General features: G+C 46.8%; 20 protein-coding genes, 2 tRNA genes and 2 pseudogenes. 14 read left to right on the top strand and 10 right to left on the bottom strand.

Going from position 1 to position 24,205, the window contains the following annotated elements; translation table 11 throughout:
• Positions 1-4: 4 nt before the first annotated feature.
• From ACZ5EJ_RS08025 to ACZ5EJ_RS08045, 5 genes are read right to left on the bottom strand one after another with little or no spacing between them, the layout of a single operon-like run.
• Positions 5-2,167, bottom strand: a complete 2,163-nt coding sequence (locus tag ACZ5EJ_RS08025; RefSeq protein ID WP_160803616.1) for a TonB-dependent receptor — start codon at positions 2,165-2,167, stop codon at positions 5-7.
• A 55-nt stretch (positions 2,168-2,222) separates the two neighbouring features.
• Positions 2,223-3,422, bottom strand: coding sequence for a type III PLP-dependent enzyme (locus tag ACZ5EJ_RS08030; protein ID WP_464556886.1), 1,200 nt, complete (start codon positions 3,420-3,422; stop codon positions 2,223-2,225).
• Complete coding sequence (locus ACZ5EJ_RS08035; protein WP_464556887.1) at positions 3,422-5,236, bottom strand: IucA/IucC family protein; 1,815 nt, start codon at positions 5,234-5,236, stop codon at positions 3,422-3,424. The genes ACZ5EJ_RS08030 and ACZ5EJ_RS08035 overlap by 1 nt, the downstream gene beginning before the upstream one ends.
• A 9-nt stretch (positions 5,237-5,245) precedes the next feature.
• Positions 5,246-6,418 (bottom strand): MFS transporter, encoded by a 1,173-nt coding sequence (locus ACZ5EJ_RS08040; RefSeq protein WP_464556889.1) that lies wholly within the window; start codon positions 6,416-6,418, stop codon positions 5,246-5,248.
• Between the two features lie 43 nt (positions 6,419-6,461).
• Entirely contained in the window at positions 6,462-8,273 is a 1,812-nt protein-coding gene (locus tag ACZ5EJ_RS08045; RefSeq protein ID WP_464556890.1) for an IucA/IucC family protein, read from the bottom strand.
• Between the two features lie 203 nt (positions 8,274-8,476).
• Here ACZ5EJ_RS08045 and ACZ5EJ_RS08050 point away from each other — a divergent pair, with 203 nt between their 5' ends.
• Positions 8,477-9,439, top strand: coding sequence for an IS481 family transposase (locus ACZ5EJ_RS08050; protein WP_049753080.1), 963 nt, complete (start codon positions 8,477-8,479; stop codon positions 9,437-9,439).
• Between the two features lie 14 nt (positions 9,440-9,453).
• Here ACZ5EJ_RS08050 and ACZ5EJ_RS08055 read toward each other — a convergent pair.
• Positions 9,454-10,038, bottom strand: a pseudogene (locus ACZ5EJ_RS08055) (transposase).
• Positions 10,039-10,463: 425 nt separating this feature from the next.
• On the opposite strand from ACZ5EJ_RS08055, the gene ACZ5EJ_RS08060 reads away from it, so the two are divergent.
• The 3 genes from ACZ5EJ_RS08060 to ACZ5EJ_RS08070 all read left to right on the top strand — a co-directional run bounded on the left by ACZ5EJ_RS08060 (position 10,464) and on the right by ACZ5EJ_RS08070 (position 12,557).
• Entirely contained in the window at positions 10,464-11,696 is a 1,233-nt protein-coding gene (locus ACZ5EJ_RS08060; RefSeq protein ID WP_011634790.1) for a hypothetical protein, read from the top strand.
• A gap of 255 nt (positions 11,697-11,951) precedes the next feature.
• Positions 11,952-12,158, top strand: a complete 207-nt coding sequence (locus ACZ5EJ_RS08065; RefSeq protein WP_049753117.1) for a mechanosensitive ion channel domain-containing protein — start codon at positions 11,952-11,954, stop codon at positions 12,156-12,158.
• Between the two features lie 105 nt (positions 12,159-12,263).
• Positions 12,264-12,557, top strand: coding sequence for a hypothetical protein (locus ACZ5EJ_RS08070; RefSeq protein WP_049753118.1), 294 nt, complete (start codon positions 12,264-12,266; stop codon positions 12,555-12,557).
• Positions 12,558-12,763: 206 nt separating this feature from the next.
• Here the strand turns inward: ACZ5EJ_RS08070 and ACZ5EJ_RS08075 are convergent, their stop codons facing one another.
• Complete coding sequence (locus ACZ5EJ_RS08075) at positions 12,764-13,150, bottom strand: hypothetical protein (protein WP_146208372.1); 387 nt, start codon at positions 13,148-13,150, stop codon at positions 12,764-12,766.
• A gap of 100 nt (positions 13,151-13,250) precedes the next feature.
• On the opposite strand from ACZ5EJ_RS08075, the gene murI reads away from it, so the two are divergent.
• On the top strand, positions 13,251-14,057 hold the full coding sequence (gene murI / locus ACZ5EJ_RS08080; RefSeq protein ID WP_011634792.1) for a glutamate racemase: 807 nt from the start codon (positions 13,251-13,253) through the stop codon (positions 14,055-14,057).
• A gap of 103 nt (positions 14,058-14,160) precedes the next feature.
• Complete coding sequence (locus ACZ5EJ_RS08085; protein WP_011634793.1) at positions 14,161-15,117, top strand: universal stress protein; 957 nt, start codon at positions 14,161-14,163, stop codon at positions 15,115-15,117.
• A gap of 35 nt (positions 15,118-15,152) precedes the next feature.
• On the opposite strand, the gene radA is transcribed toward ACZ5EJ_RS08085, so the two are convergent.
• Positions 15,153-16,502 carry a DNA repair protein RadA gene (gene radA, locus ACZ5EJ_RS08090; protein WP_074456493.1) on the bottom strand — a complete coding sequence of 450 codons (1,350 nt, stop codon included), beginning with the start codon at positions 16,500-16,502 and terminating at the stop codon, positions 15,153-15,155.
• 174 nt (positions 16,503-16,676) lie between these two features.
• Between radA and ACZ5EJ_RS08095 the strand changes: the two genes are divergently transcribed.
• Both ACZ5EJ_RS08095 and ACZ5EJ_RS08100 read left to right on the top strand, forming a co-directional pair.
• A tRNA-Ser gene (locus tag ACZ5EJ_RS08095) sits at positions 16,677-16,769 on the top strand.
• Positions 16,770-16,904: 135 nt separating this feature from the next.
• Positions 16,905-18,122, top strand: a complete 1,218-nt coding sequence (locus ACZ5EJ_RS08100) for a tyrosine-type recombinase/integrase (protein ID WP_464557730.1) — start codon at positions 16,905-16,907, stop codon at positions 18,120-18,122.
• 280 nt (positions 18,123-18,402) lie between these two features.
• Here ACZ5EJ_RS08100 and ACZ5EJ_RS08105 read toward each other — a convergent pair.
• Positions 18,403-19,341 (bottom strand): annotated as a pseudogene (locus ACZ5EJ_RS08105) (IS630 family transposase).
• A gap of 68 nt (positions 19,342-19,409) precedes the next feature.
• On the opposite strand from ACZ5EJ_RS08105, the gene ACZ5EJ_RS08110 reads away from it, so the two are divergent.
• From ACZ5EJ_RS08110 to ACZ5EJ_RS08125, 4 genes are all read left to right on the top strand, one after another.
• Positions 19,410-20,417: a DUF3987 domain-containing protein gene (locus ACZ5EJ_RS08110; RefSeq protein WP_464557731.1), complete on the top strand. Its 1,008-nt coding sequence runs from the start codon at positions 19,410-19,412 to the stop codon at positions 20,415-20,417.
• 208 nt (positions 20,418-20,625) lie between these two features.
• Positions 20,626-20,775 carry a hypothetical protein gene (locus tag ACZ5EJ_RS08115; protein ID WP_464556892.1) on the top strand — a complete coding sequence of 50 codons (150 nt, stop codon included), beginning with the start codon at positions 20,626-20,628 and terminating at the stop codon, positions 20,773-20,775.
• 33 nt (positions 20,776-20,808) lie between these two features.
• Positions 20,809-21,024 (top strand): hypothetical protein, encoded by a 216-nt coding sequence (locus ACZ5EJ_RS08120; protein WP_041353470.1) that lies wholly within the window; start codon positions 20,809-20,811, stop codon positions 21,022-21,024.
• Positions 21,025-21,082: 58 nt separating this feature from the next.
• Positions 21,083-21,322 carry a hypothetical protein gene (locus ACZ5EJ_RS08125; protein WP_011634195.1) on the top strand — a complete coding sequence of 80 codons (240 nt, stop codon included), beginning with the start codon at positions 21,083-21,085 and terminating at the stop codon, positions 21,320-21,322.
• A gap of 209 nt (positions 21,323-21,531) precedes the next feature.
• Here the strand turns inward: ACZ5EJ_RS08125 and ACZ5EJ_RS08130 are convergent, their stop codons facing one another.
• On the bottom strand, positions 21,532-22,917 hold the full coding sequence (locus ACZ5EJ_RS08130) for an L-serine ammonia-lyase (protein WP_074456506.1): 1,386 nt from the start codon (positions 22,915-22,917) through the stop codon (positions 21,532-21,534).
• A 192-nt stretch (positions 22,918-23,109) separates the two neighbouring features.
• On the opposite strand from ACZ5EJ_RS08130, the gene ACZ5EJ_RS08135 reads away from it, so the two are divergent.
• A tRNA-Val gene (locus ACZ5EJ_RS08135) sits at positions 23,110-23,184 on the top strand.
• A 182-nt stretch (positions 23,185-23,366) separates the two neighbouring features.
• A complete protein-coding gene (locus ACZ5EJ_RS08140) occupies positions 23,367-24,155 on the top strand; it encodes a S1 family peptidase (RefSeq protein WP_011634801.1) in 789 nt (262 codons plus the stop codon).
• The last annotated feature ends 50 nt before the right edge of the window (positions 24,156-24,205 follow it).

Below are 24,205 nucleotides of genomic sequence, written 5' to 3' on the forward strand. Positions count from 1 at the left end.
GCAGTCAGAAATCCACCGTTGCCGACAACATCAACGTGCGCCTATCTCCCAATGTCAAACCACTGGCTGCTGCAGATGACCAGTATTGTTTATCGAATGCATTCAGAATATTGGCACGGATCGTCACAGGAGTTGCAATATGCCTTATCGCATATCTCGCGCCCAGATCAAACCGCACCCATGAGGGAATTTTCTGGGTATTCGCAGCATCCAGATATTGCGCACTCGTGTAGATGGAGCGCGCTGTCAGTGTCAACCCGGGAATAACTCTGATATCCCATTCACCACCCAGATTAGCAGCTACCTTGGGTACGCCTGGCGCAGTGTTTCCATCATTGAGACCCCCTGCTGTCTTGGTCAATTCACCATCAAGATACATTACCCCTCCCTGGATACGGACACCGGAAAATGGCTCACCAAACACATTCATTTCCACCCCTTGATTCTGTTGCTTACCATCCACAGCAAAAATAAGGGTTGCGGGATTGGTGAATCCGCTGGGCTGCCTGATTTTGAACAGGCTGACCGTCGTCATCAGCTTGCCGAAATCCATCTTGATACCTGCTTCCACCTGCTTGGTTCTGGACGGTGGAAAAATATCATTGATATTGACAGCCCCGGCGGCAGGCGTTGGTCCTTGGGTAAGCGCCTCGATGTAGTTGGCATACAGCGAGACTTTCTTCCACGGTTTGACCAGCAGCCCCACCGCAGGTGTTACAGCATCTTTATTATAATGTTTTGTCCTGGCACCGGTGACTGGACTATAGCCATTCACCTCCACCTGCTGTATGCGGGCTCCCAAAGTCAACTGTATCTGTTCATCCAGTATGGATAGGGTATCGGTCAGCGCAATACTCGACAGATGCGTTTTATTCACAATTGGTAAATGATGAGACAAGCCGCCCGTAACTGGCTCAGGATGTTCAACTGGATTAAAAATATTGGATTGGATACTGTCAAAACTCTGCCGCGCATTCCCATATTCCAATCGGAAATCACTCATACCCAAATTGATCGCATGCATGATAGCACCAGTTTCAAACATGGCATGCAGGCCAGCTTCTGCCGACAGCGCATTTTCCTTATACAAATACTGGAAGGGTTGCGTCATGAAATCCCCACCGGCATTCTTTACGCTCACTGTAGCCCGCATAAAATCGTAGTCTCCCCGCCTCGCACCAATGGCTGCATAGGCATTGAAAACCGGAGAGATATCGTATTCCACTCTAAATACGCCATAAATATCTTGAACATTCGCATCAGTCCACGATGGCGTCATACCAGAATCAACACGTCTAGCTGACGGAGGCTTCACTCCACTAACCACCCCAACCCGCTCCAATGGGGCCTCTACACGGCGATCCTGATAGGCAACATCTGCGAACAAACGTAACGCTTCTCCACGGAAATCCAGTGCCAGAGTATGGATGTTACGCCGTATGGATTGATGTCTGAATGGGGTATCACCATTCTGATAAACACTGTTAAGCCGGATACCTAGACGATTGTCCTTGCCAAAACGCCGCCCAATATCCACATGACCGCCAAATTGACTATCGGAGAGATAAGAACCGGTAAGCTGGATTACTGGCCTGTCAACTGCTCGCTTAGGCACGACATTGATTGTTCCGCCAACCCCACCGCTTGGCGCCATACCATTTAGTAAAGCATTCGGTCCTTTAATGATTTCCACACGCTCTGTCGCTTCCACCGGTATGGAATAAGTCGGCACAATGCCATACAATCCACCAAATGCCACCTCACTATTGAGCACCGTAAAGCCACGGATACTGAATTGCTCAAAGCGCCCGGAAGACGGATTGACGGATCTGACAGAAGCATCATTCAACATCACATCCGCCACTGTTCGTGCTTGCTGATCTTTGATCGTTTGTGCCGTATAACTCGTTATGCTGAAGGGGGTTTCCATCAAATCTTTGTTACCCAGTAATCCTACGCGCGCCCCTCGTGCCTGCTGTCCTCCCGTATACATACTAGGCAATTCATCTGGTCCCCTCCTGGTACTTCCCTGCACCTCGATCACGGGCAACTCCGTCACTGCTCCTGCCTTTTCACTCTCATCCTCTATAGCCAATCCCTCCATCGGCATAGTACCTAGCAAGGCACCGACCATGACGCTGACTCCATACATTTTATTGTTCGACATATTATAATTTTTGATAGTGTTGAAAAATAATGAAATAAATGGGGGGTACGCCAGCCTAAGCTGGCAAATAGATATGCTGGGGATGAGCATGACGCAGAAAATCATGGTGGGATATATGCCAGGCATATGCTCCTGCATGCGAAAACAGAACAATATCTCCCACTCGAATTTCACCCACCATTTCATCAAAAGCCAATAAATCCTTAGGGGTACACAATTGCCCCACAATATTGACCTTCCCATGCCTCAAACCAGGTCTGGAATATGGTTTCTTCCAGGTCGAGACAGGAATAACTTTGAATGGATGGCTATGATTTTGGGCATAAGGTGTACGAAAATGATGCGTACCTCCTTTCACTACGACATATGTTCCATTCCCCGATGTTTTGATGTCGATCACTTCTGCTACATATACGCCGCAGAAAGCAGAAACATACCGACCCATCTCAAACCGGATTTTTGGAATGTTTTTAGCGGCTCCAATCAGCAGATTGTTCAAGCCATGCGAAAAATGACACCAGTCAAACTGCTGATCGATGTCTTTGTAATTGACACCAATCCCACCTCCTACATTAATGTGATCTATAACAAGATTGAATTCCTCTTTCCATTTCACTGCCTGTTCGATATAGGCAGATAACAGGCGTAAATGTTGAGCGGCATCTAATTGATGTGAAAGTAAGTGAAAATGGAACCCCTGGAAATACAGACAATCACTGTTATCCCTCACCATTTTCAGGCAATCTGACAAATGCTCCACACTGATGCCAAATTGAGTCGGTTTCCCCCCCATCATGAGAGAAGTTGCTCGTAAATCTTCAAAATGAGGATTCACCCGCAACAAGATTTCCGCTGGCTGTTGATAGTGTCTTGCAATGTGCAACAATCTTTCTAATTCAAACCGACTCTCGATATGCACAGTCACATTGTTCAAGATGGCCAATTCGAGTTCTGTATCTAGCTTCCCAGGCCCGCTGAATATCAAAGGCACATCTGGAAAATTCTGCCGCACCCATTGAATCTCCCCCCCAGAAGAGGCTTCAAAACCATCTACATGTTCTGCCAACGCAGATAATATAGGCAGGTCAGAATTAGCCTTGATCGCATAAAAGAAATTCACTCTGTCCGGTAAGCTACTCTTGATATTTCTCGCATGAGATGCAAGCGCCCCAAGATCATACAAATAGGCGCATAACGATTTATCCGGATGAGCCAAATCATGGATGACCGATATGAGTTTTTCAGCATCAAACATTATGACAACCTCCTCATCGGGTTAATCAGAGGCATATATCCGGCCAATTTGTCAGCCTGCATCCTGAATCGGTTGCTCAGATTCGCCTTGCTCGGGAATGCATGGCCATTGATCAACCCGTCAATTCTCCCTTCTGAAAGCGCTGTTCCGTAACGGGATTGATAATGCTTCAAATGATGCTTTACCTCTTGCCACAGCAAGCGTTCCAGATGCACATCACCCAGACTGATCTGATGGATTGCCTCACAAAAATTATTGACGAATAGGCAATAACAAATCCGATTCCAGCCTTGTTCAGAGGAATACCAAAGACTTTCGTGGGTTCGCGCACTGACTCCGGAAAGCTTATCCTCCGGGTATGATTCCAGAATCAGCTTGACACCTTCAAAATCCCTCAGATAGACATGAGTGGGTCTGTTATCAGAAAGTCCGATCACTACATTCTGCAAATGCGGCTCAAAAACTATGCCATGCGTAAAATAGCATTCGAGGATCGGATACATGACTTTCTGTACATAAGCAGAAAACCACTGGATACGAGTACTTTCCGAATTCTGCCCCTCAGCCTCGCTCAGGGCGGAAATGATGTTGCGTAAATAAGCGCATCCAAGTGTATGATTCCCAAACAGCGCCCCTGCCAATAAGGGCGTAACTCCGTTATCCAGATGTCGCTTATCGAAGTTCTTACGCAATATCACCCCGAACCCCTCTGTAACCTCCCTACTCGTATTCTCATCTGGCTCTTTCAAGTCGACAGACAAGAATGCGGGTTCTGCCAAAATAGATACGCCTGGGAATTTTTCAGAAATGGACTCCATGACCCCTGCCATGATTTTATTGATCTGTAACGCACTCTCCAGCTCATAAACTGCATTCTTGCGAATGCAGTTGGTCAATCTGACGTGTAATGAGAATTTGTAGAAATAGGGGTTTTCCGGTTGATACAGAGTACGTATTGATGATGTAGGATAAAAATGTTTTCCGGCTGAGCCAATATTTTTCAACTTCCCTTGACTGATCGCCGACCGGACAAGAGGATTGTCCAATAACCATTTGGCTTGCCATGGGTGACAAGGAACCAGAATATAAGGAAGATTTGGCCTGATTTCGGAAGGTGCCATTTGAGCAATGATTTCCGCACAATCAGATTCTATGGTCGTTTTCTGATAAACAAAATTTTCATGGACAGCAAAATAATGCAAAGGAAATCCCTGACCGAACTCGGGAGAATATTTCCTGAGATCATTTTGGCTGAAGCCTTGTCTGCTTTTTGGTGCAGGATGGAAAGGATGACCGTAGATCAAGGATTGCTCAGAACAGAGATATGCTTCCAGAGGATTCTCTGGCAATGTATCTCTTCGATCATCTTCAAGAATCTCGGCAGTAACACTGACGCTATCTTCAATCTGATCCAGCAATTCTTCATTAAAACTTTCATTATGCTTGATCGCCAGATCATGAATAATCAGGTGCGCCAGACCTTTCCAATCTTGGTGCATCCATGATTCCCCCGTTTTCTTGGAATATATCGAAGAAAGATATATAAAATTAGCCGTATCAGAATATCTTTCGACCGCCACAATGATTCGAGCCTTTATTCTCGACATGGATATTTCCAGCACCTGCTTACCCGCCAGAGCCAGCCTGATTGAAACCGGCCAACTGCCAATATCTCTAAGATTACATATTCGGGTTGCCTTCTCTGGCATTCCAACTTCCCTGCAATAGCAATTCAATAGTGTTTCTGCACAACGCTGCCCTGCGATGACATAAGAAGCGGATACTTGCGGTAATTTATATGCAGGCACTGCCATAAAGCCTCCTTAAAATGATTGTTGAGTCTCAGATCGTGAACAGATTGAGAAGAAAAATACTAAGGCACAGATCATCAAAGCGCTCGATACCAGAAATGGTGCTTTGATACCTGCAATACCTACCAGAAAATCACCTGTAATCGCCCCTGCTGCCATGGCGCACCGGCCAGTCAACTCGAAACGAAAGAATGTTTTGGTAGCACCCAGGATTTGCGTCACACTGACCAGATATAGATTGATTCCTGTAAAAGAGATAAAAGTGCCCATCCCGATGCCAGCTTGGCAAATAATCACCATCATCCATTGCTGGCATTGCCATTGCCCTATCAGTCCGAGCATCACCAGCATGAATCCAGTGCATAACAGAGTCACATTTCTCAGTTTCCTGATAGGCTGCAATAAAGGAACGCTGCATAAATACGTAATACTAGGTATTGAGAACACAGTCCCCAAAAGTGAATCTGGTATGACCTTCACTTCTGTCTGCAAATACGTAATGAAATGGGGTGCATAAAGTGATGCTGAAAATAAAATCAGCACCTGTGCAATATATGGCTTCCATAGCTGATATCCATTTCCACTTCGCATCAGATCCTTTCCTGCTGCTTTCTTTTGAGAATTTTCTGATTCGCTCGGTAGTAATAATGTCAGCAGAAAAGCAGTAATCAGCAGCAAAAGGGCCAAGAGCAGATAAACCTGTAATGGCCTGCCGAAATAAAGAATGACACCTCCCAGTAGTGAAGGCCCAAGCACTGCGGCAACCCTGGTAATTAGTTGCAATGCTCTGATTCCCGTCACAAGCTCATCTTGATTGAGTCGACACGCCAAATAGCTGCTGGAAGTAGCAAATGTCGGTGCCACGAAACCTTGCAGAATCAGTCCGCACAAAAACATGGCAGGACTATCAGCCACTGACATTCCTGACATGATGACTGCTAATGCGATATGACTCGCAATAAGGGCTTTCCTTTCCCCGATTCTTGTAGTCAGCACCATACGCAACGGGTAACCAAGGAATGCTGCAAGCACTGGCGCTGCATAGCATATTCCCAGATATGACAGGCCATCCGGGAAACTCCCTGTCAGAATCGTGGATAAGAATGGCGGAATGCTGAATGCAGCAAACATGGCCGAGAAATGGCCTGCAGTCACCAGTTTTAGGAAATACCCGTTACGTCGCATAAGTATTCCTTGCTTTCATGACAAATCAATTGTCAGGCCGGAATCAGAAGCTACGTTTCAGGGGATTCATCACATGCTGATAAGTATTTTCGCTAGTATCAGCAAATATTTTCCTTCTGGAAAACTGGCTCAATCTGATTTGAGTCTGAAATAAATCCAGCGCGTTGTATCGCTTATCCAACTCAGGGAATTTGTCCTGGTAATCTTCAATGACACGAGAGGCCATTCTCCAGAACTCGGATTCATCAAGCCCTTGATGCATATGCAGGAAACGGGCAATTTCAGCCAGATGGACAAAAAATATCGCATCATGCAGATACCAAACCAACTCCTGCGGAGTAGCATCCAGTACGGATCTTTCACCGGGAGTCAACCGATATTTCGGGGCATCCAGCAACATGGGGCAGGATGCCGGCTTCTGAAGATAATCACGCGCAAACCTGATTCCCCCCGGCAGATCCCTAACTGCCACCCTGACAGGCAATCCATCCCGGAAGAACAGAATAGTATTTTGCGCATGCGCCTCAAACCCTATACCGTGTGCATACAGTAAATGTATGAATGGCTTGAGCAAAACATCGAGCAACTTTTCTGTCCATGCCTGCAATCCATATGCAGCAATCCAGTCATCCGATACGGACTTGTTCTGAGAATCCAGAAAACACAGTGCCGTAGCAGGTATGGCAAATTCTTCCGGCTGGAGATACGTATGGATGCTTTCCCGCCATATCGTACCGATTAACCCGAATTTTCTTCTTTCTACTATTTCAGGCAGATGAGATTTGTCATCATAAATACCAGCCACCTCTTTGATAAAATTGAACCTCAATTCATCCTTCAGATAGAGATCGCTTTGCAGTATGGAAGCAAGCCATTGGGAAATTATTGCGCTATTGGCAACGTTATGCGGGGAAAGCAGACGATCAGCAGATGTATTAATGATTGATAATGCAATCTTGACTGTATGGGCACTCTTCCTGGTCTGATTGGAGAGAGATCTTAGGGATTGTTGTGGACTGTACTTATCTATATGACTTCCCAGGAATATTACATCTCCATTGGCAATATCATCTACATATTCAAATACAATCTTTTCCTTCCATTGCCACGGATGTACTGGTAGATAAATATAATCTTCTACTCGCTTGCCAGCATTGATGATGATTCGGGCAAATTCATCCAGATATGTTTGCTGCAATTCATCTGCAATCAACTTGTCAATGTTCAATCCATCAAGTGTATAGATTTTTGCCCGATCTCTACGGATCGCCAGCCATGTCAAATTAATCAGACTACCAAAATCATTGGTGTACTCCTGATTCTCCTCCAGATTGAATCCCATTCTGGATTTGTAGCAAGGGTGATATAGATGCCCATTGAATACCGCCGTTTCATAAGCATCAAAAACAGAATCTGATGTATTCAAATCCGCAATCTTCAGATTTGAATTAAATCTTAATGCTTCTGCATTTTTTGCAACTGTATTGTTCAATTCAGAGATAAAAAAGCTGTATTTATTCTCTTCCCCATCAATTTCTGGTGCGATCTCTCCAAGGAATAAGGCAATCGATAGCGCCTCACCCCTCGATTGTTCTGATATTCTGATGACTGGATCTTGTAACCTGATTCTGCCGTAACTGACAGTCCTCACTCCCTTGGTTAAATAACTGACAGATTTTCCATTGGCATCTATCGCTTTAATGGCGTACTCGGAACAACCTATCGAAAGCAACCTCTCCGAATACTCAAGAATGTTTTCGAACAGCATGGATTCAAGAAGCTGTCGCAAAGTCCGGCGACACGCAGCAAGATAATTGGGGTTTGGTGCCTGAAGCAGAATTTCCCGATCATCCATCCTTAGTTAACTCCTTTTTATTTTTATAATTTATATGATAATAATCATATAAATGATAACTATTTCTATTATCATATTCAAGCATTAGCTATTACTGACACAACACGCTGACAGCAAAAACTACTACCACTTACCTTGTTCCCTAGGTGTTTAGTCCCACGGTGTGCTGGTGTAACATATAACCAGCTACGGAGGGATGATTTATGGGACAGATATTACACGGAAGCGCCCGCACGACAGCGGCGGTACGTCGAGCGATACAAAATAGTCAAGAGAGTCTGAATGTTCTGGCCAAGCGGCATGGGATTAATCCAAAAACGGTAGCGAAGTGGCGGAAGCGGGAATTCACCCACGATGCACCGATGGGCCCCAAAGAGTCGCACTCGACTGTTTTAAGTCTGGAAGAAGAAGCCGCTGTTGTGGCGTTTCGCAAACATACGCTTCTACCGCTGGATGATTGTCTATATGCCTTGCAACCAAGCATTCCGCATTTAACCCGCTCAAGCCTGCATCGCTGCTTTCAACGGCATGGCATCAGTCGGTTGCCGGAGGTTGATGGTGACAAGCCAAAGAAAAAGTTTAATGCCTATCCAATTGGCTACTTCCATATTGATATTGCCGAAGTTCGTACGAAGGAAGGTAAACTCTATCTTTTTGTAGCCATTGACCGGACATCAAAGTTCGTTTTTGTTCAACTCCAGAACAAAGCCAACCGCAACACGGCAACCGCCTTCTTGAAGGCCGTGATCGAGACTGTTCCCTACAAGATCCATACAATCCTGACTGATAACGGTATCCAGTTTACGTTCCCGGCGCGTTATCGGAATGGGCCAACGGCTCAGTATGTAACGCATATGTTCGATAGGTGTTGTCAGATCAACGGCATCGAGCACCGTCTCACCAAACCCAACCATCCCTGGACCAATGGTCAGGTTGAACGCATGAATCGAACCATCAAGGATGCGACTGTAAAACGGTATTATTACGACTCACACGATCAGTTGAAGGCCCATCTCCATCGCTTTGTGATGGCTTATAACTTCGCCAAAAGACTAAAAGCTCTCAAAGGCCTAACACCCTATGAATACATCTGCAAAATCTGGAAAAATGAGCCAGATCGTTTTATCTTTGACCCATTCCAGCACACCGTGGGACTAAACACCTAGGGCCTGCTCCCATTTCACATTGGTAACCACAGAAAGGCACAAGCCATAGCCACGAGGCTTTCGTAGTTTTTTGAGTTTACCAAAGCGCGAGGCCACCGCCCGGAACTGTCTCAACCGTGCGAAAACATTTTTTACCAGGTATCGGAATCAGTACAGCCCTCAGTCCAGATCTACATTACTTGTTTTGGAGTTCCGCTTCCCTGGAATGACTGCCTTGGCACCTTGCTGTTTGATTGAATCACGTATGGCCTGACTGTCATAGCCTATGTCTGCAACAATGGATTGAGCCGCGCCCACACTGGTGAGCCTTGATATCGTCACCATTGATGAAAACCCACTCCATGTCCAGCTCAACCACCAGAGCCTGAAATACCTTGAGCCATTTTCCGCTGGCAGATCAGGCGGTGAATCGTTTATAAACCTTGCTCCAGCTAGCTCCCGAAGGCCTTGGATAAATCTCTCCAGGAACATCCGGTACGCATGCGGTACAATATGCCTTCGACAGTCATACGCAAATCTTGCTTGTTGTAGAGGTTATTGTGAAGCAAAATGGGCAGCAGATTCGACCAGAGCTCAGCATTGAGCAGTAATCGGGACATTGCAAGCGCGTATTGCTGGTGAGAGCTACGAAGATACGAGCTTGCTTCTTTAAATCAATATTGAGATTAAACAGGAATAGACCCTAGCAATACTCAACTCAACAAGACCATTGTGAAAATGACAGCATCTAAACCATCTTAATTTACGTTAAAGGCAGCAGGTACGGCGTTGGCGCCACTGCAATTATCGGCCCTACACCATCGGATTTCGCTCAATCGCACGCAAGGCTGCTCTTTATCTCTGAGCGTCTTTCGACTGAAGCGCCAAAACACGGCCAAGTTCTTTGATTTTTTTAGCCGCCTGAACCAGAATGCAGTCATTTCTCGATCGATTATTGCCATGTTTAACAACCTAACCAGCTTTCAGTACATTCAGAGCTCGTGTAAACCGTGTAATAGATGGTTTATTCTTCTACACTCTCGCTTTGCTGTTATCACTGGCTGGGCTGCCTGATTTTTTCAGGGCGCAAGGGATAATCAACCTGCATTTTCCTGAACTCATACCGCTCGACAATTATGCTCGACCAGCTGGACCGGTTGTTAACCGTCTGGATGATTGGTACCAGTCGCTTCTAAAAAAACTAATAGACCGAGATTCAGAAGTAGCCGTTACAGAAGATCAGCTTTCAAAAGATAGTATCGAGAACATTCACGTGTTTACTACTGAGCCTGAATGTGACTTCGTTTTCCAGGTACTGGACAAGGCTTACCTGGAATGGATGAACAGTACTTCCGCTAACGACCGCTTGCGATTGCTGGTGTTCCCACCATGTGATCATTCCAACCGAGTAACAAGCTGGGCTGAAGGTAATCGCCTGGATGTGCTTGCTGCCCCAGATCGTTCTGAATTGCTATCCGGAGATTTGGTAAAAGTTACGATACCTGCGGGCTCTGGTCCGCTGGTCATCCCAAAGCTTGAAGACTGGTTTATTCGTCACCATCGCGGCTTAAGATATATTCGCACCCTGTTGGCTGCTTTGCAGGATACTTCACGGCACTGCCTCGTATCTTGTAACAGTTGGTGCTGGGTATATTTGAAAAAAGCCGTTAACGCCGATTTGGTATTGCCCGTGCCAGATTCGCTGGCACCCATGAATGCTGAGATTCTTGGCAAGTGGCTGCTCGAATTGATGTCCGAAGAGCTCCAGCAACCTGCTACTTTCTGTGATCATAACAATGGCAAAGAAATACTACGCTGTGAAGAAGATGGCACAATTTCCGATAAATTCATGCAACAGCTTGCTAATGATAGTGGGGGCATACCCTGGATAGCCTGGCAACTTTGGTGTCGAAGCTTGCGGACAGAAGCAGAACGTGATGATCAATCAGATAATACCGAGGAACCGGAAAAGCAGCAGGCCTCCGGCGACAAAGGAATAGTTTTCTGGACAATCAGAAATCAGCCACCAAGGTTGCCTCGCGGGCATGAACACGCGGCCTGTTTGTTATCGCAAGCCTTGCTGATTCATGGCTCGTTGCCCGAACAGATGCTCTCAGCGGTATTGCCCCCCGCCACAGGAGAATCCAGCCTGATTGTCGCCCTGATTCGCTCCGGCTTCGTTGAATGTCATGGCGATGAAATACGTTGTCTGGCAACAGCAGACCCGGTTATCTGGACATCGCTGGCCAACTCTGGCATGACGATGGCGCGCTTTTGACCAATTTCAAGAATTCAGCGAGCTAAATATGCCTGATTCAAGCATGAAAAATGTTAAAGCATCCCAGTTAGTCAATGATATTGGTGATATCAGCTTACCCAAATTCTGGTCATCGTTGTTTCTGTGTGGTTGTTGACTTTTCTCTCCCACAAGCTACTTTCTATCCTGGCAAAACACGGGCCCAGTAGGTTAAGGCTGTACTTTCTTGCCGCCATACCCTTTACTCGCTTGTGCTTGCTCGCTGCCGCAGTGTCAATGATAATTCCTATCATCTTCAATATCACATTGCAGAATTTTCTGGTTATTGCAGGTGCCATCAGTATTGCAATAGGTTTTGCGTTTAAAGACCTGACCAGCAGTTTGATTGCGGGTGTGGTTACTATATTAGAGCGTACCTATCGTCCCGGTGACTGGGTGAAAATTGAGGATGATTACGGCGAGGTTCAACAGGTTGGTTTATGAGCCATCACGCTGCGCACACCTGACGATAACATCGTTATTACCATCGCGCACGATAGAATCTGGAATAACAACATCAACAATTCCAACGATGGGCAACAAACCTTGATGTATGTAGCTGATTTTTATCTTGATGCCGACCATAATGCAGCCGCCATACGCACTGTGCTACATGATATTGCATTGACCAGTGCCTTCCTGGACTATACGAAACCTGTATTGGTCATACTTGCAGAGGTACCGTGGGGCTCGCACTACAAGCTCAAAGCCTATCCCTTCGATATGCGTGACCAGTTCGAGTTCATCAGTGATATGACTGTGCGTGGCAAGCTTGGCATTCGAGAAGCAGGTGCCAGGGAAGTCCAGGCACCTGTAATGATTCAGACACCTGAACAACGGTAGTTCGAAAAATCTGGCCATACTACTGCCGCTCGATAATTGGTTTTCAACTATTTACAAGGCGATCTGCTAAATTAAACACGACACTCAAATTTGGCAATGTATCTTTACTTTCTAGTGTATTTTAGATGTCAAAATACTCAAAACCTTTACGGTTATACCAATTATTTGCTTTCTCAATTTCTGCCTGCTCTTCATCGGTAATACCTTCAACTGCGCCTATTTATTCCAAGCTCTATTGATTTTTTCAGAATTTTTTGAAGATCATGACTAAATTTACATTTAACTTTTTTAATTGACACGCTTTTAAATAGCAAATACGACTTTAACGACAACTCTACCGAGCGACAAACCAAGTAGTATTTTACAGGTGAAAACGGCTTGTCTATTTTAAAACTCTTACAAGCATTCAGAAAGTCTTCGGCATATACGATAAACCCTATCTGCTTCATTGTAATACGCGCTGGTTTTGCTGAAATTATGATATTCGCCATCGTTTTCCTTGATCCCTGACGCGGGTTATTACTGGTGTTTAGCTTAAATCCACTTTCTTCAATATTTTTCATCGCAAAGCACGCACTTTCCGGATGAATCATGATTACTATATGCCACATAGATCCATCAGACGAGCTTTGTTGACGTTCATTGCTAATCAGGAGAAATTATGAGGCTTTTTCGGTTCTGATCAGATTTTGTATGGATAATAAATATATAGCTTCTTTCGGCCCTGTCGGCATTTTTGATTCTGGAATAGGAGGGTTGTCAGTTGCCCGAAAAATTAGAGAGTTACTGCCAAGTGAAGACATGGTATACGTTGCAGATTCGCTGCATGCTCCCTACGGAGAGAAATCAGACAATTACATATTCCAACGAATGGGCGCAGTCACAGAATTTCTACTGGCCCGCAAAGCCAAGGCTGTTGTCGTAGCATGTAATACGGCAACGACAGCAGCTATTTCCAGGCTCAGAGCCTGTTACCCAATTCCAATTGTCGGCGTCGAGCCGGGGATCAAGCCTGCCGCACTTTCCACACACACGGGGGTAATTGGCGTATTGGCAACTCCCAGAACACTTCAAACAAATTCATTCACAGCGCTGGCAGAACGTTTTGCAAGAAACGTGAGAATCGAAATTCAGCCTTGTCCTGATCTGGTAACCAAAATAGAGGCACTCAATTTTAACAGCGATCAGACCATTGCCTTACTGAAGCAGTATATCTCTCCACTGCTTGATAAAGGAGCCGACACCATCGTGCTCGGGTGTACACATTACAATCATTTGTCTGAATTGATCTCCAAGGTAGCCGGGGAAAATATTTCAATCATCAAAACTGACGCAGCTGTAGCGAAAGAAGTCGCTCGCAGGCTTTCTTCTGGGGGATTGCTTGCCGGCGGAGATCATGCAGGAAGCGAGGAATTTTGGACCAGCGGGCCTCTTGCCGCTTACCATCAACAGATTGAGCTGCTGTGGGGAAAAAGCGGTAAATGTTATCGCTGGCTTTGATGTTAGCGCATCGTTTCGGATCTCGTAGATAATCCCATACCTATCTAGAAATAAGGTGCAAGTGAATCTATACTGACCCGGTGCCTGTAAACAGGGAGCATATATGATGATCAGACGAACACTTATCCCACTGGATGGTTCTGAACTGGCAGAACAGGTTATCCCTCATCTGCTGCGTTTCATTACGCCGGATCAGACCGAGCTACTGCTGATGACAGCATTGTCATCCACTTCCCGCTCTCTGGATGAAGTTGAAGATACGCCCGGCTTGCCAACATCAAAGCAGACTGTTGTATCGAAAGAGGACAAGGCACGCAAACAGTTATACGACATTACACAAAAACTCAATCAGATTGGCTTCAGCGTAATGGATCGACTTTTGTCGGGAATGCCGGCCGAGAGCATACTACGCTTGGCAGAGGAAACCTTTGTCGATCTGATTGCCATGTCAACACATGGAAGAACCGGACTGGGACGGGCATTGTTGGGTAGCGTGGCGGACGAAGTCGTGTGCAGCGCACGCCCACCCGTGTTTTTGGCACCTGCTGCCATAGCGGTAAAATCCAGTTCTGTACCTCGTACTATTCTCCTACCTCTTGATGGCACGCCTCTGGCAGAAGCAGCCATTCCCATCGCCCGTCAATTTGCACAGAATACGGGAGCAACCATCTCTCTGATCCGTGTTGTCAGGCCAAATCATCCTGGATACGAGCAACCAGATGAGCAAGTATCTGCCGGGGAACAATCTGTCGCTCACCAGGCGATCAGTTATCTGGAGCGAATACAGCTGCAGTTACAACTGGCGAATGTATTTTCTCATTACCAGGTTGCATCGGGTGATCCGATTGAAGCCATTATCCGTACCATGCACATGGAAGACTCTGATCTGGTCGTGATGAGTACACACGGGCGTTCAGGTGTTGAACGCATAATCCATGGCAGTGTTACACGCCAAATTATTGGAAATACAACCTGTCCGCTGCTATTGGTACGTGGCGTAGTGCCCGTTGAGGTTTATGAGTCGAGCGATGACAGAGTATCAGCAGCCTCCTTTTGCTGATCAAGCTGTGCCAACAACACCAGGGCTCTGCCTGATCAGAAAAGCGCACGAATCGCTTCTTCGATTCGCTCTACAGTAACAATTTCAATTCCTTTGATAACTTGTTTAGACTGATTTGCCTTGGGAATAACAGCCTGAGTAAATCCCAGTTTGGCTGCTTCTTTAATTCGCTCCTGCCCGCGTTGTACCGGCCGTACTTCCCCCGCTAGACCAACTTCTCCAAACACAACAGTTTTCTCCGGCAAGATCCGGTTTTTCAGAGATGAAACAATCGCCAGCATCACGGCCAGATCAGCGCCTGGTTCAGTAATTTTGACTCCACCCACCGCATTGATAAAAATATCCTGATCAAAACAAGGAATACCGGCATGGCGATGCAGCACTGCCAGCAACATTGCCAGACGATTCTGTTCCAGCCCGACACTCAATCGACGCGGGGTTGATCCATGCGCCTCATCCACCAGAGCCTGAATCTCCACCAGCAAAGGGCGCGTTCCCTCCTGTGTCACCATCACACAAATACCCGGCACACGCACACCATGATGCGAAAGAAACAAGGCAGAAGGATTATTCACTTCCCGCAATCCCTTCTCGGTCATGGCAAAGACACCCAGTTCGTTCACTGCCCCAAAACGATTCTTGAAAGCTCGAATTAAACGAAAAGCGGAGTGTGTATCTCCTTCAAAATAAAGTACTGTATCAACCATATGCTCCAGAACACGCGGCCCAGCCAGCGCCCCCTCTTTGGTCACATGTCCTACCAGCACAACACAAGTACCACTGGTTTTGGCGAATCGCGTCAAGCGAGCGGCACATTCCCGTACTTGGGCAACCGAACCTGGGGCCGATTGCAACGACTCGGAATAAATCGTCTGAATCGAATCGATGATTGCGACTTGAGGGCGATGCTCAACCAACGTTGACTGAATGGCTTCCAGTCGAATTTCGGTCAACAAATCAACTTTGGTGGCATCCAGAGTCAGACGCTTTGCCCGTAGCGCGACCTGTTGCATGGACTCTTCACCACTGACGTATAGCACTCGGTGATGCGCAGACATCCGGGATAGCGCCTGCAACAGTAGTGTCGACTTACCTATGCCGGGATCACCTCCTAATAAAACAACCCCACCCTGTACCAGGCCTCCACCTAACACCCGGTCAAACTCGGACAGCCCGGTCAGAAAACGAGGCATATCCTCCGCCTCGACCTCACTCAGACTCAGCACATGTCCTTGCGCGGAATCCGGAATGAAATGCTGAAGATTTTTCTCCCGCACAGTTTCAGTCAACGAATTCCATTCACGACAATGCGGACACTGGCCTTGCCATTTCAATACCTGACCACCACAGGCACTGCAAATATAAAGAGTCTTGAGTTTCGTCATGAATAAACTACGTGATTGGGATTTCCTGATGCAGAACAATATTCCAGCTTTACACCCGACTCGGATATTTCATCAGGAACGCAGCATATGTATGTAATATCAGGTACTCGGCAGCATCCCTATTAAAAAGCCGAAAAACTGATAAAATAGCTGCCTCAAAAGATACAGAGTTCCGGAGAGGTACCGAAGTGGCCATAACGGCGCTGACTCGAAATCAGATGGTCAGGATTTCCTGGCACGTGGGTTCGAATCCCACCCTCTCCGCCAAAGATATAGCAATCAATACCCACCGTCAACAAATAAACCCGCACAAACACTTAATCTAGCAGCATATCTAGTCATTCATTGGCAACCTTGGTAAAACCGGGTAACATTTCAAAAAACGGGTAGAAAACCGGATATATTTTTTACCTATTTCATTTCTACCCGGTTTTACCAAGGAAACTAACTGATTCAGCCATTCGAGCTGCAAAACCCAAAGAGAAGCAATACAAGCTGACAGACGGCAACGGATTGACCCTGCTGATATATCCTGACGGTTCAAAGCACTGGCGGTACCGGTATTTATTCAATGAGAAAGAATCCATGCTTTCCCTTGGGAAATACCCGGAAACAACCCTGGCGAAAGCCCGATCAATTCATGATGGGTACAAGGCGATACTAAAACAGGGCATCAATCCATCGACTCATCGCAAGGAAGAAAAACGGAAAGCGATCGTGTCTGTTGAAAACAGTTTCGAGGCGGTGGCGCGGGCATGGTGGATGCATTGGAAGCATGCCAAGACAGAGCGCCATGTAGCCTATACCTTGAGAAGAATGGAAGCCGATATATTCCCGTTCATTGGTGCAAAACCAGTTAATACACTCACAGCCATGCACTTTATTGAGCTTGTGTACAAGGTGCAAAGCCGTGGCGCGCTGGATATTGCAAAACGTGTTTTAACCATGTGCGGGCAGGTTATGTGCTATGCGGTGCAGCACGGGTTATCAGAACGAAACCCGGCAGCAGACATAAAACCAGCTGACATTCTAAAGAAACGGAAAAAAGTTAATCACAAGCGGATACCTGAATCAGAGCTGCCGGATTTACTCCAGAAGATTAATCAGTACGACGGGCAACCACTTACACGACTGGCTTTGCAGTTAATGACGCTAACATTCATTCGGACAAGTGAACTGATCGGCGGACGGTGGGAAGAGATTAGCTTTGATAATGCCGAATGGCGTATCCCGCCAGAGCGCATGAAAATGCGTAGTCAGTATATCGTCCCCTTGAGCGACCAGGCAATAACTGTCTTGCGCGAAATCAAGGCATTGAACAGTGACCCGGTTCTGTTGTTCCCCAGCGAGCGACGTAATGGCAAGACCATGAGCAACAATACCATTATTTATGCGCTATACCGCATAGGTTACAAGGGGCGTATGACGGGGCACGGCTTCCGTGGACTGGCATCAACTGTCTTACATGAGAAAAATTTCGACCACAAATGGATAGAACTACAACTGGCACATGCAGAGCGTGATGAAGTTTCAGCGGCTTACAATCACGCCCTGTACCTTGAACAGCGCAGGAAAATGATGCAATGGTGGGGGGAATATATTGAGATGAAAGGAATATGACAAAAAGATTCCAGCCAATAGAGGATCTGGGTAGTATTTGTACAAAGCACAACATATGGTACTATTGACCACTAGATACAAGGGATTGCCCGGTAGTGACGCCAATCACCAACCGGGCAGGCTGAATGAAGCAATCAGCGAGTTATACACTTGGTTGCTTTGATCTGCCCAACGGCAGAAACAATACACTAACAATACTTTAGCAAACTATGGGTAATCATAGCATATAAAGTATATAAATAAGGCAATATTGTTTTCTGCTCTCTAGAGCATTTTTGGCTTACTTGTTTACATATCTACATGAAGCGAAGTAGTTGGCACACTCCTCCGGAGTGAACAGATCCAACACTTTGCCGATCTGTGCCCATAAGGCATCCATGGCTCGTTTGGCGGCTTTGCGTAATAGGGCTTTGAGTTTGGAGAACATTTTCTCGATTGGATTCAGATCAGGCGAATACGGCGGTAAGTAGAGCAGCGTGGCACCTGCCGCTTCAATGGCTGCGCGGACGCCTGGAACCTTGTGACAAGACAGGTTGTCGGCCACCACAATGTCACCTGGCTGCAGCGTGGGGCACAGGCAGGTTTGATGAATATAGGCGAGAAACGCGGCCCCGTTCATTGGGCCGTCGAGCACTAACGGAGCGGTGATCGCATCGTGATGCAGTCCCGCAATGAAGGTGGTGCTCTTCCAGTGGCCGTGGGGCACCGAAGCCACACAGCGCTGGCCGCGCGGCGCGCGACCCCGCTGTCGCGTCATGTTGGTGGTCGTTGCCGTCTCATCCAGGAAGACCAGGTGACGGCAATCCCAATGCTGCTGCTCGCGGGCCCACTCAGTTCGTGCCTGACGTACGTCTGTGCGCGATTGCTCGCTGGCGCGCAGGGTTTTTTTTAAAACTCAACCCCCATTTGTTCAGTTGATGCCATAGCGCCGGCACCTTGATCTGAATGCCTTCTGCAGCCAACCGTTCACTGAGCTCGACAAGCGTTAGATCCGGCGTGGCTTCTATCCATTGCCGAATCTGCGCTTCCTTGTGCGCAATGCGGGATCGCCGATAACCTCCCATCGGCAAACTATGGCGCTGGCCTTCTTTCCATCACTTGCGTACCTGTACACCCACATGCGACTCACCTCAAAGCGCCGGGCAATTGCCGTTGGACCTTCGCCACGATCCAACGCACCCAGAATGCGATCCCGAAGATCTTGTGAATAGGCATGCATAACCTTCCCCATCAGTTGTAATAGAGAATAGTCTATTGCATGCATATATTTAAATAAAAAATGCTCTAATATACGCGGACGCCACCCCCGAAGCACTGGCGAATGGATTGGCGAAGCGTTGGCCTTCCAGCGGCGTAGTATCGGCTGAAGCGGGCATTGTGTTTGGTTCGCATGGCATGGGCAAGGATAGTGTTATGCGCAATCTAGCGATGCTTAACCAGTTATGGGACGGCGCTAGCCTGGCCATAGACCGGCGCACCAGTGAATCATTCACGGTACAAGGTGCACGGCTGACTGTAGTTTTGCAGGTACAGGAACCCACTCTGCGGGAGTTTTTCAATAAATCGGGAGCGCTGGCGCGTGGTACGGGCTTTCTTGCCCGGTTCCTTGTGGCTTGGCCGGAATCAACCCAAGGCTTGCGAGCATTTACCGAAGCACCTACCAACTGGCCGCACCTTGGCGCATTCCATAGGCGTATTGCTGCAATCCTGAACAAACCCGCCCCCATTGATGAAGATGGCGCACTTACTTCGACCATGCTGGACATGTCACCGGACGCAAAAGCGGCATGGGTGGAATATCACAATGCTATTGAAAGCGAATTAGCAAGAGGCGGAGAGCTTCACGACGTACGCGACGTCGCGAGCAAATCTGCCGACAACGCGGTACGACTGGCAGCGCTGTTTCAGATGCTCGAACATGGTATGAACAGCCCTATCAGTCAGGATAATTTTGGACGGGCAGGCAATATAGCAGTATGGCACCTTAGCGAGGCTAAGAGATTCTTTGGGGAACTTGCGCTACCTGTTGAACTGGCGGACGCGGTACGGTTGGATAACTGGCTGATTGAGCATTGCGAGAATAAGTGCACGCACACAGTAGGAAAATCCGTAGCACTGCAATATGGGCCGCTTCGGAAAAAGGAAAGTATTGATGCTGCGATCCGTGAACTTGAGGAGCTTGACCGTGTTCAAGTGCGAAGGGATGGGAAGCGCATAACACTGCTTATCAATCCTGCGCTTTTGGACTTTGCTAATGCTAAAGCTGCTAATCCTGCTAAAGATGGAGTGATTTAACCTTGAATATTAGCAAAATTAGCAAGATTAGCGTTAGCAAAAGTCTAAAACAGAAAATTACAAGGGGAAGCAAATTGACTAAATTGGAACTGACAGGCGACAGAAATCAGTGCCCTACCTGCAATGAATATTTCAACAGCACAGCAGCATTCGACAAACATCGAACCGGAAAGCACGGGTTAACCGTCGCTGTCTGACTGTTCAAGAAATGAATAACAAGGGAATGAGCAAGAACGATGCGGGATTCTGGATAACATCTCCCATGCCAGCTAAAGCCTATGCTGCACGCAAAATAGCGATTAAAAACGCTACGGACATACAAAACCATTACCCGGAGAAAATAATCGGTGTTTTGTGATTGCACAATGCTTAGGGCGGGCAGATTGACATCATGACCCTATCCGCTTTAATTAAGAAACATGGTGACTGGGCCAAGGAAGAGAAAACCGAAGCCAGTGACTGGGAAAAGCTCATTAATTGGTGGCTGGATCATATAGGGGAAAATGACCCGCTACTGCGCAATACGACCCTTGACCAATGTCGGAGGGACGCTGAAGCCAGAAAGTATTTTATGGAGCACGCCATCCTTGAGAGAAGGAAAGATTAAACACAACCAGTGGTTTAATTATTGAAGGAGACATGAAATGTCAAAGAATGCCGAATGATTGAAAAAATACCGTGCCAAGATGGATGATGCTGGATTTAGGCGGCTGAGCTTTTATGTATGCCCTGAATTGGGGCAACTACTGGATAGGGAGCATCGCCCTTCAGAGTGCAGAGGGCGTACCCTGGAGCGCTTGCTATTGGGTAAGGCTGCAAAGCGTCCTGATTATTGGACGGAAGAAGAACGAGCGCGCAGGACGGCAAAGTGCCAGGCAATCATGAAAAAATTCAAGCTATCTTAACGTAACGATAGGGGAATTTTCAACCACCGACATACACACGCGCGATAATGGAAATCACCACTACCGAGGAAGCCTGAAATTTTAAGGTGTCCGCGTGGTGGTGGTTAGTGACATTTCAAAAAACGGGTAGAAAACTGGGTGTTTTAGAGATCCATAAATCCAATACTCCCTTATATACGTCATTTCCAATGATTATTCGAATCCCATTCTCAGCATTCGGTAATGCTGACACTGACAGCCAGGCCACCCAATGAGGTTTCCTTGTATTTGTGTGACATCTCCAGACCCGTCTGCTTCATCGCGTTAATGCAGTTGTCGAGTGATATAAAATGCTCGCCCGTACCGCGGCAAGCAAGTGCAGCAGCGGTATGGGCCTTGATTGCGCCAAAACCATTACGTTCAATACAGGGCACCTGAACTAGCCCGCCAACCGGATCGCAAGTCATACCCAAATGGTGTTCCAATGCAATTTCAGCAGCATTCTCGATTTGCTCAGTGGTCCCTCCCCGCACCGCAGAAAGACCAGCTGCAGCCATTGCTGCTGCCGAACCCACTTCTCCCTGACAGCCTACTTCCGCCCCGGAAATAGAGCTACGATGCTTGATCAACCCACCAATTGCTGCAGCAGTCAGTAGAAAATCCCGTACTTGCTGCAGAGTCCCACCTTCATGCTTAAGCAGATAGTAAATAACTGCCGGAATAACCCCGGCAGCGCCATTGGTAGGCGCTGTCACAACCATGTGACCCGCAGCATTCTCTTCATTCACCGCCATGGCATAGGTGCATAACCAGTCATTCAGCGTACCTTTTTCCGGATTTGTTTCCAGTTGCTTGAATAGATCTTTTGCACGCCGGCGTATCCCCAGGATACCTGGGAGGCGGCCTTCTGCCGTCAGTCCCTGTTCAACACAATGACACATAGCCTGCCAGATACTGTCCAGTCCCTGATCAAGATCTTGTTCCGACATCCTGGTTAATTCATTGGCGCGTTTCATTTCCGCAATGGATAAGCCACTTTGCCGCGACATCTCAAGCATACTGTCTGCTGAATCAAACGGGTATGGATAAGTGCCAGCAAATTCAATTTTAAGCGGAGCATCCAGCTGGCTAATTTCTGCAAGCGTACAGATAAATCCACCCCCGATGGAAAAGAATGTTTCTGACAGAACTTTCTTTCCCTCCTCATCCAGAAGATAAAAAATCATTCCGTTAGGATGTTGCGGTAACGGATCAGATTTATCAAAGACAATGTCATCCTCCGGATTGAAATCAATGTGTCTGCCGCTGGCAAGCTGCACAGTATTGGTCGCCCAGAGCTTTGCAGTCAGCGCATTGACATCCTGCCCGGCGAGGGATGCAGGGCTATAGCCATGCAATCCCAAAGTTACAGCCCTATCTGTTGCGTGCCCTCTTCCAGTAAATGCGAGTGAGCCCTTGAGTACGCAATAAACACGATGGTTGCGATTATCCGGAGTTTGTAAAATCAGCTGATCAATATCATCACGAAAAACATTTGCTGCCGCCATTGGTCCCATCGTGTGGGAACTGGAGGGGCCAATACCGATTTTAAACAGATCAAGAACGCTTATAAACATAGGATAATTTTTTGATTGGTATTAAGAAGAAAATTGCCCCGACAGTTTGTTGTAATTGCCAAGATTGTATTATAGTGGATTGAGCAAATCCGCTTCACAGACAGATCGAATTATTTTGCAGAAATATCACAGAGATAATAATTGACCTGTATAAACAGGCTATGGTCTAATTCTGTAGTTTTAGGGTGACAAAGGCGGTTAACTCAGCGGTAGAGTGCCACCTTCACACGGTGGAAGTCATTGGTTCAATTCCAATACCGCCTACCATATTTCTTTCTGTATGTTCGCCTGCATTAATCCGGCAAGCCGGAAAGAAGATGCTTGCCAAAGCTTATAATTGACAGCATAGCAAAAGGCCTGTTTGCTTATTTATATAACGGTGACAGCTTGAGCAGACTTTTCAAGTCTCCACAGACACACTCACTCTTAACCAATCCTACTCCTGACTCATGCTCAATCCGGCAAGGTTCTCCATTTTGCGATCGTTTCTTGCATGCCTGATTCTCTTCCAATCCGTTCTTTGTCAAGCCGACCTGGTGGAAACAATAGAGCGAGTCAAGCCGGCAATTGTCGGAGTAGGCTCTTTCCACAAATTACGTTCACCCCCTGTTAATTTTCTTGGAACGGGTTTTGTAATCGAAGATGGGCTGCATGTCATCACTAATGTTCATGTAATTTCTGATCTGTCTACTGATAAGAATAAAAACTCATTAATCATCATAACTGGCAAAGGTGATAAGCCAGAACTGAGAAATGCCACTATAGTTGCTCTGGACAAGGAACATGATCTGGCTCTACTGCGTTTCGAGGGAGCTGCTTTACCCGTAATGAAACTAGGGAATGCCAGCAAAATAAGAGAAGGGAAATTACTGGCATTCACTGGCTTCCCGATCGGAATGGTGCTTGGTTTCTACCCGGTGACCCATCGAGCTACTATCTCTTCAATTACCCCGGTCATACTCCCTGCACAAAATGCCAGACAGCTTGATGCCGCAAAAATTCGCCAGTTGCAAAGATCAGCCTACAAGGTATTTCAGCTAGATGGTACAGCCTACCCCGGTAACAGTGGCAGTCCACTCTACGACCCAGACACGGGTGAAGTTTATGGCGTGGTAAATATGGTCTTTGTGAAAGGTAAAAAGGAATCTATACTGAGCGATCCAAGCGGAATCAGTTATGCCATTCCTGGTAATTACATCATTGATTTGCTTAAAACAAGGCAGCCAAGTAACTTCTAATTAATTTATGCTAGTAGAATAGTTTGTCTTTAACGACACTCGCTGTTTTT

Source organism: Nitrosomonas sp. TNE100 (genome assembly GCF_055387135.1).

What these genes read in the sequence shown, in the direction of transcription:
- ACZ5EJ_RS08025 (WP_160803616.1), bottom strand. Translation starts at nt 2,167, where the DNA reads ATGTCGAACAATAAAATGTATGGAGTCAGCGTCATGGTCGGTGCCTTG.
- ACZ5EJ_RS08030 (WP_464556886.1), bottom strand. Translation starts at nt 3,422, where the DNA reads ATGTTTGATGCTGAAAAACTCATATCGGTCATCCATGATTTGGCTCAT.
- ACZ5EJ_RS08035 (WP_464556887.1), bottom strand. Translation starts at nt 5,236, where the DNA reads ATGGCAGTGCCTGCATATAAATTACCGCAAGTATCCGCTTCTTATGTC.
- ACZ5EJ_RS08040 (WP_464556889.1), bottom strand. Translation starts at nt 6,418, where the DNA reads ATGCGACGTAACGGGTATTTCCTAAAACTGGTGACTGCAGGCCATTTC.
- ACZ5EJ_RS08045 (WP_464556890.1), bottom strand. Translation starts at nt 8,273, where the DNA reads ATGGATGATCGGGAAATTCTGCTTCAGGCACCAAACCCCAATTATCTT.
- ACZ5EJ_RS08050 (WP_049753080.1), top strand. Translation starts at nt 8,477, where the DNA reads ATGGGACAGATATTACACGGAAGCGCCCGCACGACAGCGGCGGTACGT.
- ACZ5EJ_RS08065 (WP_049753117.1), top strand. Translation starts at nt 11,952, where the DNA reads ATGATAATTCCTATCATCTTCAATATCACATTGCAGAATTTTCTGGTT.
- ACZ5EJ_RS08070 (WP_049753118.1), top strand. Translation starts at nt 12,264, where the DNA reads ATGTATGTAGCTGATTTTTATCTTGATGCCGACCATAATGCAGCCGCC.
- ACZ5EJ_RS08075 (WP_146208372.1), bottom strand. Translation starts at nt 13,150, where the DNA reads ATGATTCATCCGGAAAGTGCGTGCTTTGCGATGAAAAATATTGAAGAA.
- murI (WP_011634792.1), top strand. Translation starts at nt 13,251, where the DNA reads ATGGATAATAAATATATAGCTTCTTTCGGCCCTGTCGGCATTTTTGAT.
- ACZ5EJ_RS08085 (WP_011634793.1), top strand. Translation starts at nt 14,161, where the DNA reads ATGATGATCAGACGAACACTTATCCCACTGGATGGTTCTGAACTGGCA.
- radA (WP_074456493.1), bottom strand. Translation starts at nt 16,502, where the DNA reads ATGACGAAACTCAAGACTCTTTATATTTGCAGTGCCTGTGGTGGTCAG.
- ACZ5EJ_RS08115 (WP_464556892.1), top strand. Translation starts at nt 20,626, where the DNA reads ATGAATAACAAGGGAATGAGCAAGAACGATGCGGGATTCTGGATAACA.
- ACZ5EJ_RS08120 (WP_041353470.1), top strand. Translation starts at nt 20,809, where the DNA reads ATGACCCTATCCGCTTTAATTAAGAAACATGGTGACTGGGCCAAGGAA.
- ACZ5EJ_RS08130 (WP_074456506.1), bottom strand. Translation starts at nt 22,917, where the DNA reads ATGTTTATAAGCGTTCTTGATCTGTTTAAAATCGGTATTGGCCCCTCC.
- ACZ5EJ_RS08140 (WP_011634801.1), top strand. Translation starts at nt 23,367, where the DNA reads ATGCTCAATCCGGCAAGGTTCTCCATTTTGCGATCGTTTCTTGCATGC.